Here is a 12,715-nt window from a genome sequence, read left to right on the forward strand (position 1 = left end):
ACGCGGCGGAGGCCGATCGGTGAAGGAAAACCTTTCCAAAAACGCGGAAGGAACCGTGCCGGAAAACGGGCCGATCAAACCCGTGCGGCCGATCCCGCCGGAGGTGCTCCGGTCGCTTCCGGACGCCGAGGGCCGGTTTGGCCCGTATGGCGGCCGGTTCGTCCCGGAGACGCTCATGGCGGCTTTGGAGGAGCTCGAAGACGCCGTCCGGCGGATCGTCCCGAGCCCGGGCTTTCAGGCGAAACTGGCCGCGCTTCTCCAGGAATATGTCGGCCGGCCGACGCCGCTTACGTATGCGGCGCGCCTGTCGGAGGCGTACGGGGTGTCGATCTACCTCAAGCGGGAAGACCTCGCGCACACCGGCGCCCACAAGATCAACAACGCCCTCGGCCAGGCGCTTCTCGCCCGGGAGATGGGGAAGTCGCGCCTCATCGCCGAAACCGGGGCCGGCCAGCACGGCGTGGCGACGGCGACGGCGGCGGCCCTGCTCGGCATGCGGTGCACGATCTTTATGGGCGAAGAAGATATGGCCCGGCAGGCGCTCAATGTGTTCCGCATGCGGCTTTTGGGCGCCGAGGTCGTCGCGGTCCGGCACGGGACCCGGACGCTCAAAGAAGCCGTCAACGAAGCGCTCCGGCACTGGAGCGCCCACGTCGACGAAACGTTTTACGTCCTCGGCTCGGCGGTCGGGCCGCACCCGTATCCGCTGCTGGTGCGAACGTTGCAACGGGTGATCGGCGATGAGGCCCGGGCGCAAAGCCTGAGCCTCCTCGGCCGGCTGCCGGAGGCGGTCGTGGCCAGCGTCGGCGGCGGGTCGAACGCGATCGGCATTTTTTACCCTTTTTTAAGCGATCCGGTGCGGCTCATCGGCGTCGAGGCGGCCGGCGAAGGGATCGAAAGCGGCCGGCATGCGGCCCCCCTTTCCGCCGGGTCGGTGGGCGTGCTTCACGGCGCCCGCACGTTTTTGCTTCAAGACGACGTCGGCCACATCCGGCCGGCTCACTCGGTCTCCGCCGGCCTCGACTACCCCGGAGTGGGGCCGGAGCACGCCTGGCTCAAAGACGTCGGCCGGGCGGAGTACGTTGCCGTGCGCGACGAGGAGGCGCTGGAGGCGCTTAAAGATTTAAGTCGTTTGGAGGGGATCCTGCCGGCCCTCGAGAGCGCCCACGCCCTCGCGTACGTGAAAAAGGCAGCCGCTTCGCTTACGGGGCCGGTGATCGTGAGCCTCTCCGGCCGCGGGGACAAAGACGTCGAAACGGTGGCCCGTCGTCTCGGCGCGGTGCTCGGAGGCGCCGACGATCCGGCCGCGAGGGGCGCTGTCGGCGGGCCGCCGGAGCGATGAGACAGGCGGGAGGGGAGGACATGGGAGAAGCGCGCATTCTGGAGGCATTCCGGACGGCCCGGACCCGGCCGGCGTTCATCCCGTTCGTCATGGCCGGCGACCCCGATCTCGAGCAGACGGCGGCGGTCGTCCGGGCGCTCGCCCGGGCCGGGGCGGCGATCGTCGAGCTCGGCGTGCCGTATTCGGACCCGATCGCCGACGGGCCGGTGCTCATCGAGGCGGCCGGCCGGGCGCTTCGCGCCGGCACGACGCCGGCGGCGGTGCTCGATCTCGTCCGCCGGCTCCGAAGGGAGGGAGCGCCGCCGATCGTCCTCCTTTTGTACGCCAACGTCCTCTTTCGGGCGGGCGTGGAGGATTTCGTGCGGGCGGCGGCGGAGGCCGGCGTCGACGGGCTGATCGTGCCGGATCTGCCGGCGGAAGAAAGCGCGGCGGTGCTCCGGACGGCGGAGGCGTTCGACGTTCCCGTCATCCCGCTCGTCGCCCCCACCTCCCGGCGCCGGCTCGACCGGATCCTGGCCGGCCGTCGGGGCTTTGTCTACGTCGTCTCGTCTCTCGGCGTGACCGGACCTCGGGAGGTGCTCTCCCCGGAACTTCACGCGCTCATCCGGGACGTCCGGGCTCGGACGGCGCTTCCGGTGGCGGTCGGGTTCGGCATCTCCCGCCGGGAACAGGTGGCGTCCCTCGCCGGGGTGGCCGACGGGGCGATCGTCGGAAGCGCCCTCGTCCGACACCTCGCCCAGGGGGGCGCGGTGGAGCCGTGGGTCGCGGCCCTTTTCGGCCCGCCCGCTGGCGCCGGCGCCGCCGGTGTGTTATGATGGCGTATCATCGCGCCTGCCGGAATCGGGCGCCGAATCGGACGCCGGAGGAAGCGGGGGAAGAAAGGTCGCGGCCTTGATCCGGCAGCGGGCGCGGGAGATCCGGTGGCGTATGTGAAGGTCAGCGGAAAGAAAGGCGGGCGGAAGATGGCGTTTTCGGTCCGGATGAAGCCCCTCGATGTCCCGATCTACGAGCCGGGCAAACCGATCGCCGAGATCCGGGAACGGTACGGCCTCGATGCGGTCATCAAGCTCGCCAGCAACGAAAACCCGTACGGGCCGTCGCCGAAGGTGCAAGAAGCGCTCCTTGCCCGGCTTTCAGCGGATCCGGAGCTCTGGCTCCGCTATCCGGACGGGGCGGCCCGGGAGCTGAAGCGGGCCCTTTCGCTTCGGTGGGGACATCCGGCGGAGGGGATCGCCGTCGGCGCCGGGGCGGACGAGCTCATCCAGCTCATCGCCCTCCGCTTTCTTGCCGACGGCGATGAGGCGGTGATGGGGGAGCTTTCCTTTCCGATGTATCCGATTGCGACCCGCATCGCCGGCGGGGTGCCGATTCCGGTGCCGATGGGGCCGGAGGGGCGCCTTGACCTCCCGGCGATGCTCCGGGCGATCGGCCCCCGAACGCGGATCGTCTGGCTGGCGAACCCGAACAACCCGACGGGGACGGTGTTTGACCGCGAGCGGTGGGCGGCTTTTCTCGCCGAAGTGCCGGAGACGGTGCTTGTCGTCCTGGACGAGGCATACGCCGAGTATGTGTCGGACCCGAATTACCCCGACGGTCCGGCGGCGGTGCGGCGGCATCCCAACGTCGTCGTCCTGCGGACGTTTTCCAAAGCGTACGGGCTGGCGGGCTTTCGCATCGGCTACGCCCTCGCGGCGCCGGAAGTCGTCCGGGAGCTCGAGCGCGTGCGAAAGCCGTTCAATACGTCGGCGGTGGCGCAGCTGGCGGCAACGCTCGCTCTGGAAGACGAGGCGCACGTCGCCTTCGTCCGGGAGGCGAACCGGAAGGCCCGGGCGGCGCTCCGGCAGGCGCTCGAGGCGCGTGGGTTTCGGCCGTACCCGTCGGAGACGAACTTTCTCTATCTCCCCCACGATGACGGCCGCGGGTTGGCGACGCGGCTTGAGGCGGCGGGCGTCATCGTGCGGCCGGTGCCCGGCGGCATCCGGGTGAGCGTCGGGACGGAAGCGGAAAATGCCCGGCTGCTTGCGGCGCTCGACGCCCTGGAGGGGCGAAGACGATGACGGAACGTACCGAGGCGGTCGTCGTCGGCATGGGCCTCATCGGCGGCTCGATCGCCGCCGTCCTCCGGGCCCGGGGACTTCGGGTCAGCGGCGTCGACCGGCTCGTCGCCCGAGCGGAGCGGGCCGCCCAAAGAGGGCTCATCGATCGGGCGCTCCGGCCGGAGGCGGCGGAGGCGGCGTATCGGGCGGCGGATCTCATCGTGCTGGCGCTTCCGGTCCTCTCGATCGTCCCGGCGCTTCGCCGCCTGGCGGAGGAGCGGCTCAAACCCGGCGTCATCGTCACCGACGTCGGCAGCACGAAGCGGTCGATCGTCGCCGAGGCGGAGGCGCTGTTTGCCGGCCGGGACGTCCGCTTCATCGGCGGCCACCCGATGGCCGGGTCTCACAAGTCGGGCGTCGAGGCGGCGCATCCGGACCTGTTTGAAAACGCCTACTATGTCCTCTGCCCGAGCCGTCTCGCCGAGGCGGCCGACGTCGAGCGGCTCAAAGATTGGCTGGCGCCGGCCCGGGTGAAGTGGTTGGTGATGGATCCGGCGGAACATGACCGGGTCGTGGCCGTGATCAGCCACCTGCCGCACGTCGTCGCGGCGCTCCTCGTGCAGATGCTCGCCCGGCGGGAAGCGGAAAGCCCGTATTACGCGCTTCTTGCCGCCGGCGGATTTAAAGACCTCACGCGGATTGCCGCCTCCAACCCGGAGATGTGGCGGGACATCGTCCTGGACAACCGGGCGGCGATCCTGGCGGCCTTCGAGGAGTGGGAGACGGACCTTCGGTCGGTTCGGGCGATGCTCGAGGCGGGGGATGGCCCGGCCCTCGAGGCATTTTTTGCCGCGGCGGCTCGCTACCGGGCGCGGCTTCCGGAGCGTCGGCCGGGGGCGATTCGGCCGGCCTACGACCTGTTCGTGGACATCCCGGACCGGCCGGGGGAGATCGGCCGGCTTGCGACGCGCCTCGGCGCGGCGGGCATCAACCTGACGAACCTCGAGATTCTGGAGCTTCGCGAGGACGTCTTCGGCGTGCTCCGGCTCGCGTTTCGCAACGATCGGGACCGGGAGCGGGCGGCGGCGCTCCTCGTCGAGGCAGGGTATCCGGTTTATGCGTTTTCCAACGGCGAGATGAAAGCCTTCGGCCCGGCCGGGGGCGGAGAAGGAGGGCGGGGACGGTGACGGCGGTGGTGCGCGTCCGGCCGGCGGCCCGGCTGGCAGGGGTCATCCGGGTGCCGGGGGACAAGTCGATCTCCCATCGGGCGCTTCTCTTCTCGGCGCTCGCCGCGGGGCGGACGACGCTGGTCGGCCTCCAGGGCGGGGCGGACGTTCGGGCGACGGCGACGGCCCTTCGGGCGCTCGGCGTCCCGATCGTCCCGATCGAAGAAGCGCGGCGCGCTTCGACCGGTCAGGGGGCGGCGGATTGGGCCGGCGGCGCGATCGGCAGGTTCGGAACGATTTTGGCGGGCGGTTCGATCGCCGGGGCCGGCCCGCTCGCCGGGACGGGCGCGGCCGGGCGATCCGGGCGCCCGGGAGCGGCCGGCGTCCGCGTTCTCGGCGAGGGGCCCGGCGGGTGGTCGGCCGTCGTCGAAGGCGGCGGTCCGGAGGCGCTCCGGGAACCGATCGGGGTGATCGACACCGAAAATTCCGGGACGACGGCGCGGCTTCTTCTCGGGCTGCTTTCGTCGCGGCCGTTTTTTACCGCCTTAACCGGCGATGCGTCCCTCGTCCGCCGGCCGATGGAGCGGGTGGTCGAGCCGCTTCGGGCGATGGGCGCCCGGATCGACGGTCGGGACGGCGGCCGACGGCTCCCCCTCGCCGTCCGGGGCGGGTCGCTTCGCCCCCTTCGCTACCGCCTGCCGGTCGCAAGCGCTCAGGTAAAGTCGGCCCTCATCCTGGCGGGGCTGTTTGCCGACGGGGAGAGCGTGATTGAAGAGCCGACGGAAAGCCGGGACCACACGGAACGGCTCCTCGCGGCGTTTGCGCCGGGAGCGCTTCGGATCGAGGCGGAGGAAGGGGGCGGGCGAACGATCACCGTCCGACCGGTCGACCGGCTCCGGCCGGTCGACCTCGCCGTCCCGGGGGATTTTTCGTCGGCGGCGTTTTTCTTTGCGCTCGCCGCGGCCCATCCGGACGCCGACATCGTCGTGGCCGGCGTCGGAGTGAACCCGACCCGGACGGGGATGCTGGACGTTTTGCGGGCGATGGGCGCCGGCGTCGAGGTGCGTCCGTCCGGTGGTCCGGAGGCGGGATGGGAAGCGGACCAACCGTCCGACGGGCGACTTTCCGGTGTCGAGGCGGGCGGGCCGGCCGGCGAACCGGTGGCGGACGTCCGGGTGACCGCCGGTCCCCTCGTCGGGACGGAGGTCGGCGGCGCCCTCGTCCCCCGGCTCATCGATGAACTCCCGGTGATCGCGGTGCTGGCGACGCAGGCGCGGGGGCGGACGGTGATCCGGGATGCGGCGGAACTTCGGGTGAAAGAGACGGACCGGATCGCCCACGTCGTCGAAGGGCTCCGGGCGATGGGCGCCCGGGTCGAAGCGAGGGACGACGGGATGGTCATCGAAGGGCCGACGCCGCTCCGCCCGGCCCGGGTGCATGCCCGTGGCGACCACCGGCTGGCGATGGCCTTTGCCGTGGCGGGGCTCCTCGCCCGGCCGGACGGCGAGGGGGCGACGGAGATCGTCGGGGCGGAGGCGGTCCAGGTGTCGTATCCGGACTTTTTCGCCGACCTCGTCCGGCTGGGCGCCGCCGTCGAAGCGGTCGACGCCGCTTTGGCGACGGATGCCGGCGAGGAAGCCGGCGCTTGAGACGGCAAAAAGCGCGGGCCGGATCCGGCGCGGGCGTCGATTTCGGCGACAAGCCGCGGCAAAGCCGTAAAGCGATGAGGAAAACGGTAACGTTTGCAGTTATCGGTTTCTTGAAAGCGCTTGACGTCCGGGAGGTCGGCGGTATACTTTAAAGACAGGTATGGTTTCTCTCCACTCCTATCTTCACTTGGCGCCGGTCGGCTTCCGACGTCGGCGCAGCGCCCGCGAGATGCGCGGGCGCTTTTTTTTGCCGCTTCCGCGTTGTGGCCGCCTCCCTCTCAGGTCGCCTCGCTTTTCGCCCGTCTCGGGCGAATCGCCCCTTCGGTCGCCGCCGGCATCGCCCGTTTTCGCCGGTTCGCGGCATATCGTCCCTTCGGCCGTCATAGGCATGAGGGGAAAAATCGTGCGTCGGCGGCGGGAGGCGGGAAGATGCAGGCGGTCTGGGTGATCGGAACGCCTTGTGACGGGCCGCCGGACCGGCCGAATGCGGCGCCCGCGCGGGGCGCGAAAGCGGCCCTCGCGAAGGGCGCACAGGCGGTCGCTTCGGAGCGGGCGGACGCCGCGGTCCGGGGAGAGGCGGGGATCGGCCTCTCGGGGGCGAAAGAAGCGGCGGCCCGGGCGGTGACAGAGAGCGGGATCCCGGAGACGGCGGAAACGGCTTTGAACGGTCGAGAAACGGCTTGGGAGGGAAGGGAGACCGTCGCCCTGGGAGGGGGCGTCGTCGCCTTTTCGATCGTAAACGGCCGGATCTACGACCTGGGCGGTGTCCTCGGGCGGGCGCAGGCGGAGCGGACGGTGGTGCTCCCGCCAAAGACGCGCCTTTGCCCGGGCCGGCTGTACGACGGGCCGCTCTGGGCGCGCGGCGACGACCCGGCGGCGTTCTTGGCCGGTCGGGCGGAGCCCCTCGGGCTTAAGGTCTACCGGGAAGCGATGGCCGGCCTCGCCCGGGAGGGTTACACGGCGTTCGTGGACTGGGTGCCGGTGTCGGCGCCGGAGGAGCTTCCGGCGGCGGTCCGGCAGGCGGCGGCCCGGCATGCCTTGAGTCCGTTCGATTTTACGCTCAAACCGGTGATGGCGGCATCCAAGCTGTTCGGGCGTCGGGGAGAGCGGCTCATCCGGGCGCTTCGGGATCTCGGGCTCCTCGAGGCGGTCATCGCCGTCGATGCGCCCCCGCCGGGGGGGCGGTTTTTTCACGATCTTCGGGATCGGTTGGACGGTTTTCCGCTCCGGGTGACGCTCTTTTTGTTGGCGGAAGGGCGGGACGAGGCGGTTGACGGGGCGGCAGCGGACTGGTATCATGGACTCTGTAGCGCTGGAATTTATGTCCGGACGTTTTTTTTATCGGCGATCGGTCGAACCGCCGGCGGTTGGCGCTGGAGCGGCCTCTACGGGCCGAAGGGGCGCCTCGCGCCGGGAGCTGATGCCGATTTTGCTCTCGTCCGGCCAGACGGGACGACGGAAGTGTGGGTGCGGGGGATGGCCGATCCGGCGTCGCCGCTTCCGTTCGGGCGGGGCCGGTTTTTGAAGCCGCGGGCGACGTTTGCCCCGGAGGCGTTTCTCTGCGCCGGGCAACTCCGGCCGCGGATGGGCGTATAACCGTGCGGGCGACCGCGAAAGGGGAGCGTGGGACGCCTTGTGCGATCGGGAGCAGGAAATCATCCGGGCGATCAAAGACGGCGAGGTCGAGCGGTTTGCGGATCTGATCCGCTGTTACGAGCCGCGGCTCCGGCAGTTTGTCCGGCAGTACCTCACCGCCTATCGCCTGGAGGACCTCGTCGACGACATGGTGCAGGAGACGTTTCTCAAAGCGTTTCACAGCCTGCATGCGTTTCGGGACGACGAGGCGGCCTTTTCGACGTGGTTGTTTACGATCGCACGGAACACCGTTCTGAGCGAGCTCCGGCGGAGCCGGCACCAGGACGTCGCCCTTGACGACCGGCTGAAGGAGCGGCTCCGATCTCCGTTTCGACCGCCGGAGGAGACGATCATCGTCGGGGAGACGGCGGCGCTGGTCCGGCAGGCGATCATGGCGCTTCCGGAGCGGCAGCGCAAAGCCCTGGTGCTTCGGGAGTACGAGGAAATGGAGTACAGGGACATCGCCGACCGCCTGGGGCTTACGGTCAGTTCGGTCAAATCGCTCCTGTTCCGCGCCCGAACGACGCTCAAGGAAAAGCTCGAACCGTACATACGCGACGGGCGGATGGAGGGAAGGCGGCGGTGAACGGCGGCCGGGCAGACAAAAGGGACCCCCGAGGCGGAGCGGAGGAGGCGCGGGTCGAGGCGATCATGGCCCGGGTGCGGGCGGAAGCCCGGTGGGCGTATCCCGATCACCCGGAGTCGATCGTTCGGCAGGCGCGAATCGTGGGGGTGCTCTTTTTCGTCTTGCTCGGCCTGGTGCTTCTTCTGGCCGTCGGCCTGATCCAAAAAGGCGCGCCGCCGGTGGAGCCGGCGCAAGGAGCGGAGCTCAAACCGCCGGTCGGCAGCGGGCCGCTCATGCACGCCCTGCTCGTCCAGGAGGCGCCGCCGGCGTTCCCGCCGGCAGCCTATCCGGGGGCGGTGGCCGCCGCGGGGGAACTCCTTCCGTACCACCCCTTCTGGCCGGCGATGACCGTCAACGGCACCCTCGTCTTCGGGCTCTTCGGCGGACTCGTGGTGCTTCTTTTTCTGCGATGGTGGTTCGGCCGTTCGGCATGAGGCCGGTATAAGCGATCTGCGGGTTGGCAATGACTGGGGATGGACGAAGCCATCGCCCGAGGGGGTGCCGCCCGTGGAACCGAGAACTCCGGTGACGAACCCGCTGTACGGGGTGATGGCGGAGCTCGTTCTTGAAGAGGCGATCCGCCAGTACCACATCCGGCGGCTTCGGGAGGAGATCGACGCCGCGCTGGCCGCCCACGACCGAGGCCGGTTCATGGAGCTCGCGGCGGAGCTCGCCCGCCTGACGGAACCGGACGGGGAAAGGTCAAACCGGGGCGCATAAGGGCCGGAGCGGCCCTTTTTCCATTTTATGAATGGCCGGCGATGCGAAAGAGGGGGAAAAACGCGGTGCGATACGGTCCGGAGGACTGGGAAGCGTGGGCGGCGGCGCTGGCCTTCGTGGACAGCGCCCTGATCGGCGTGGCGGCGTTTCCGGTGGAACCGGACGTCGTCACGGCGGGACGAAGGCTTTGGACCCGGCTGGAGGCGCTCGGCCGCCTGGAGGCGTCGCTCCGGGGGCGACTGGCGCTTCTGCCCCCGGTGATCGAATACGGCCGGCTCCGGAAGGAAAGCATGGAATTTGAGGCGGTGCGGCGGGCGTTCCGCTATGTGTTTCTGGCCCCGCTCGACGAGGCGCTTCCCGGCGCTCGGACGGGGGAGGACGGCGCCTCCGGTCGCCTCATCGTTCTTCCGCCAAACGGAGACGAGCGGATGTGGTACAGGGTGATTGTGGATACGTGGCACGGCGGCGAATCGTGAACGTTTGTTGACAGATGGACGCCGCCGGGCGCCGGGGGCCGGGGGAATTCTTGACAGCGCTTTTACGCCTTGGCTATGATGGCACTGGGCGTCGCCGCAAGACGGAAATGGTCGTAAAATGGCGCGACTTTTGCGGCGCAAGGACCGATCGCGGCGCTTTTTTCAGGCGCCGGCTTGTGACGGACGGTGCAAAGGGGGCGAGATGGGATGGCCGAGAGCGCGTCGCAACCGCATTTCGGGGCCCCGGACGATGCCGGGGGGGGCCGGGAGGGGGAGATCACCCGCCGGCAGTTTTTGACGTACACGCTCATGGGGACGGGCGGATTTATGGCGTCCATGCTCCTCGTCCCGCCCCTCCGCATGGCGGTCGATCCGCTTCTCAAGGCGGGCGAGGAGAAGCCTTTCGTGCCGGTGGCCGACGTGAACGAGATCACCGACGAGCCGAAGCGGTTTGAATTCACCCTGAAGATCAACGACGCGTGGGTGAAAAACCAGGCGACGACGTACTCCGCTTGGGTCTACAAAGAAGGGTCGGAGATCGTCGCCCTGTCGCCGATCTGCAAGCACCTCGGCTGCACGGTGAACTGGAACGCCAGCCCGGAGCACCCGAACATGTTCTACTGTCCGTGCCACGGGGGACTGTACACGAAAGACGGCATCAACGTCCCCGGTACGCCGCCGCGGGCCCCCCTCGACCTCTATGAGGTCAAGGTCGAAGGCGGCAAGCTCTATCTCGGCCCGCTGATCCAGCGGACGTGAGGAGGGATGGACGTTGATGCAAAGAATCTACAACTGGCTGGACGAGCGGCTTGATCTTTCGCCGATTTGGCGGGACATCGCCGACCATGAGGTGCCGGAGCACGTCAACCCGGCGCACCATTTTTCGGCGTTCGTCTACTGTTTCGGAGGACTGACGTTTTTTACTATCGTCATCCAGATCCTGTCCGGGATGTTTTTGACCATGTACTATACCCCCGATATTGTAAACGCCTACAACAGCGTCAAATATTTGCAAACCGAAGTCGCCTTCGGCTACATCGTCCGGGGCATGCATCACTGGGGCGCGTCCGTCGTCATCGTCATGATGTTCCTGCATATGCTCCGGGTGTTCTTCACCGGCGCTTACAAGAAGCCTCGCGAGATGAACTGGGTCGTCGGCGTCCTCATCTTCGCCGTCGTCCTCGGCCTCGGCTTTACCGGCTATCTCCTCCCGTGGGACAACAAGGCGTATTTTGCGACAAAGGTCGGGCTGGAGATCGCCGAGACGGTGCCGATCGTCGGGCCGTATGTGAAGTCGTTCCTCGCCGGCGGCGACATCGTCGGCGCGGCGACGCTGGCCCGCTTTTTCGCCATCCACGTGTTTTTCCTGCCGGGGCTTTTGCTTTTGCTTCTGGCGATCCACTTCATCCTCATCCGCCGGCAGGGCATCTCCGGTCCGCTGTGATCCCCTTCGCCCCCGGACGGGCGGTTGCGGCGCTCGCGTTCGGCTTCGCCCGATGGGGCGGCCAGATCGGAAGCGGGACTTTTATCCGGCGGTGCCGGGAGCGGCGCTCGTCGACGATTTCGTTTGTTAAGCGCCGACGGTCGGCACCGCCGAAGCGGCGCGGGCGGTCGGTCCGCCGAAGAGTACGGAACCTGCGGGGCCAAACCGCCGAAGGCGGTCCGGGGGAGAGGCAAACCGGACGGGAACGGGAAAAGGAGGAAAGGGCGTGGCAGGCGAGCGGCAGGACAAAGCGTCCGTGAAGTACGTGGGCGATTCCCGGATCCCGGTGCGGCGGGAGAAACGCCTCCCGAAGCCGTACAGCGAGTATCCGGGGAAGACGGAGCCGTTTTTCCCGAACTTTCTTCTCAAAGAATGGATGGCGGCGGTCGTCTTTCTCGTCGGGTTCATGGCGCTCGTCATTTCGCACCCGGCGCCGCTCGAGCCCCATGCGGCGGACCCGAACGATACGACGTACACTCCGATGCCGGACTGGTACTTTCTCTTCCTGTACCAGCTTCTCAAGTACATCCCCGGCAGCATGATCGTCCTCGGGACGGTGATCATCCCCGGGATCTTCAGCCTGCTCCTTTTGCTCGCGCCGTGGCTCGACCGGAGTCCGGAACGCCGTCCGTCCCGGCGGCCGGTGGCGACGGCCCTCATGCTGTTCGTCGTCGCGAGCATCGTCGTCCTGACCTACCAGGCGGTCGCGTCGCATAAGGCCCAGCAGGCGGAGGCGGCCGCCGCGACGCCGCCTCCGCCTCCGCCGCCGGCGGCGGAAGGGGCAGCCTTCGATCCGGAGCAGGCTTTTATTGCGAGCTGCGCGAGCTGCCACGGGCAGGATCTGAAAGGGACGCCGGCGGCGCCGAGCCTCGTCGGACTCAACCTTTCGGTCGACGAGGTGGTGGACATCATCACGAACGGCCGGAAGGGCTCGATGGGCGTCATGCCGCCGGGGATGTTCCAGGGAACGGATGAGCAGAAAAAGCAGCTCGCCGAATGGGTGCTCTCCCATCAGTGAGGCGCTCCCGGACCGGACCGTCGGCCCGCGGCCGATAGGACGGAAGCGGCCGGCGGCCGGGGCGTGGCGGCGCCGGCGCCGGAAAGGGGCGGGAAAGGTGAGTGGGGAATGACGCGAAAGCCGTTTTACTTCCTCATGCTCGGCGGGACGGTCCTCCTTCTTCTTCTCGTCTTTTTCGTCTACCTCCCGACGAAGGGGAAGGGGCCGTCGGCGGCGGAAGGCGAGACGGCGGCCAATTTTGACCCGCAGGCGGCCTTCCAGCAGAGCTGCGCGAGCTGCCACGGGCAGGATCTGAAAGGGACGCCGGCGGCGCCGAGCCTCGTCGGGCTCAACCTTTCGGTCGATGAGGTGGTGGACATCATCACGAACGGCCGGAAGGGTTCGATGGGCGTCATGCCGCCGGGGATGTTCAACGGAAGCGATGCGGAGAAAAAAGCGCTCGCCGAGTGGGTGCTTTCCCACCGGTGAGGGTCGCCGGGAGACCGCCGGAGGCCGGCGGACCTTGGCTCGTCCGACCGCCGAAAAAGCCCCCGAATGCCGGGGGCTTTTTCGGCGGTCGCTTTTG

General features: G+C 68.7%; 14 protein-coding genes. All 14 read left to right on the forward strand.

Annotated elements, in window-relative coordinates:
* Nucleotides 1-103: 103 nt before the first annotated feature.
* The 14 genes from trpB (at nucleotide 104) to SA87_RS10020 (ending at nucleotide 12,618) form a co-directional block, all read left to right on the forward strand.
* A complete protein-coding gene (gene trpB / locus SA87_RS09955; RefSeq protein ID WP_066441993.1) occupies nucleotides 104-1,342 on the forward strand; it encodes a tryptophan synthase subunit beta in 1,239 nt (412 codons plus the stop codon).
* Between the two features lie 20 nt (nucleotides 1,343-1,362).
* The gene (gene trpA / locus SA87_RS09960) at nucleotides 1,363-2,157 is read left to right on the forward strand and encodes a tryptophan synthase subunit alpha (RefSeq protein ID WP_066202519.1); all 795 of its coding nucleotides are present in this window, start codon (nucleotides 1,363-1,365) and stop codon (nucleotides 2,155-2,157) included.
* Nucleotides 2,158-2,304: 147 nt separating this feature from the next.
* Nucleotides 2,305-3,399 (forward strand): histidinol-phosphate transaminase, encoded by a 1,095-nt coding sequence (gene hisC, locus SA87_RS09965; RefSeq protein ID WP_066202617.1) that lies wholly within the window; start codon nucleotides 2,305-2,307, stop codon nucleotides 3,397-3,399.
* Complete coding sequence (locus SA87_RS09970; RefSeq protein ID WP_066202520.1) at nucleotides 3,396-4,565, forward strand: prephenate dehydrogenase; 1,170 nt, start codon at nucleotides 3,396-3,398, stop codon at nucleotides 4,563-4,565. The genes hisC and SA87_RS09970 overlap by 4 nt, the downstream gene beginning before the upstream one ends.
* Nucleotides 4,562-6,193, forward strand: coding sequence for a 3-phosphoshikimate 1-carboxyvinyltransferase (aroA, locus tag SA87_RS09975; protein ID WP_066202523.1), 1,632 nt, complete (start codon nucleotides 4,562-4,564; stop codon nucleotides 6,191-6,193). The genes SA87_RS09970 and aroA overlap by 4 nt, the downstream gene beginning before the upstream one ends.
* 429 nt (nucleotides 6,194-6,622) lie before the next feature.
* The gene (locus SA87_RS09980) at nucleotides 6,623-7,789 is read left to right on the forward strand and encodes a hypothetical protein (RefSeq protein ID WP_066202525.1); all 1,167 of its coding nucleotides are present in this window, start codon (nucleotides 6,623-6,625) and stop codon (nucleotides 7,787-7,789) included.
* Between the two features lie 37 nt (nucleotides 7,790-7,826).
* Complete coding sequence (locus tag SA87_RS09985; RefSeq protein ID WP_066202528.1) at nucleotides 7,827-8,414, forward strand: RNA polymerase sigma factor; 588 nt, start codon at nucleotides 7,827-7,829, stop codon at nucleotides 8,412-8,414.
* On the forward strand, nucleotides 8,411-8,887 hold the full coding sequence (locus SA87_RS09990) for a hypothetical protein (protein WP_066202529.1): 477 nt from the start codon (nucleotides 8,411-8,413) through the stop codon (nucleotides 8,885-8,887). Before SA87_RS09985 ends, SA87_RS09990 begins: the two co-directional genes overlap by 4 nt.
* Before the next feature lie 73 nt (nucleotides 8,888-8,960).
* Nucleotides 8,961-9,173 (forward strand): IDEAL domain-containing protein, encoded by a 213-nt coding sequence (locus SA87_RS09995; RefSeq protein WP_066441300.1) that lies wholly within the window; start codon nucleotides 8,961-8,963, stop codon nucleotides 9,171-9,173.
* A 41-nt stretch (nucleotides 9,174-9,214) separates the two neighbouring features.
* Complete coding sequence (locus SA87_RS10000; RefSeq protein ID WP_169816955.1) at nucleotides 9,215-9,649, forward strand: hypothetical protein; 435 nt, start codon at nucleotides 9,215-9,217, stop codon at nucleotides 9,647-9,649.
* A gap of 309 nt (nucleotides 9,650-9,958) precedes the next feature.
* Nucleotides 9,959-10,408 carry a QcrA and Rieske domain-containing protein gene (locus SA87_RS10005; RefSeq protein WP_066202619.1) on the forward strand — a complete coding sequence of 150 codons (450 nt, stop codon included), beginning with the start codon at nucleotides 9,959-9,961 and terminating at the stop codon, nucleotides 10,406-10,408.
* A 16-nt stretch (nucleotides 10,409-10,424) separates the two neighbouring features.
* Nucleotides 10,425-11,093, forward strand: a complete 669-nt coding sequence (gene qcrB / locus SA87_RS10010) for a menaquinol-cytochrome c reductase cytochrome b subunit (protein ID WP_409359813.1) — start codon at nucleotides 10,425-10,427, stop codon at nucleotides 11,091-11,093.
* 265 nt (nucleotides 11,094-11,358) lie between these two features.
* Complete coding sequence (locus tag SA87_RS10015; protein WP_245637709.1) at nucleotides 11,359-12,150, forward strand: menaquinol-cytochrome c reductase cytochrome b/c subunit; 792 nt, start codon at nucleotides 11,359-11,361, stop codon at nucleotides 12,148-12,150.
* 108 nt (nucleotides 12,151-12,258) lie between these two features.
* A complete protein-coding gene (locus SA87_RS10020; RefSeq protein ID WP_066202538.1) occupies nucleotides 12,259-12,618 on the forward strand; it encodes a c-type cytochrome in 360 nt (119 codons plus the stop codon).
* Nucleotides 12,619-12,715: the final 97 nt, after the last annotated feature.

Source organism: Hydrogenibacillus schlegelii (assembly GCF_001653195.1).
GTDB classification, from domain to species: Bacteria; Bacillota; Bacilli; order Thermicanales; family DSM-22653; genus Hydrogenibacillus; species Hydrogenibacillus schlegelii.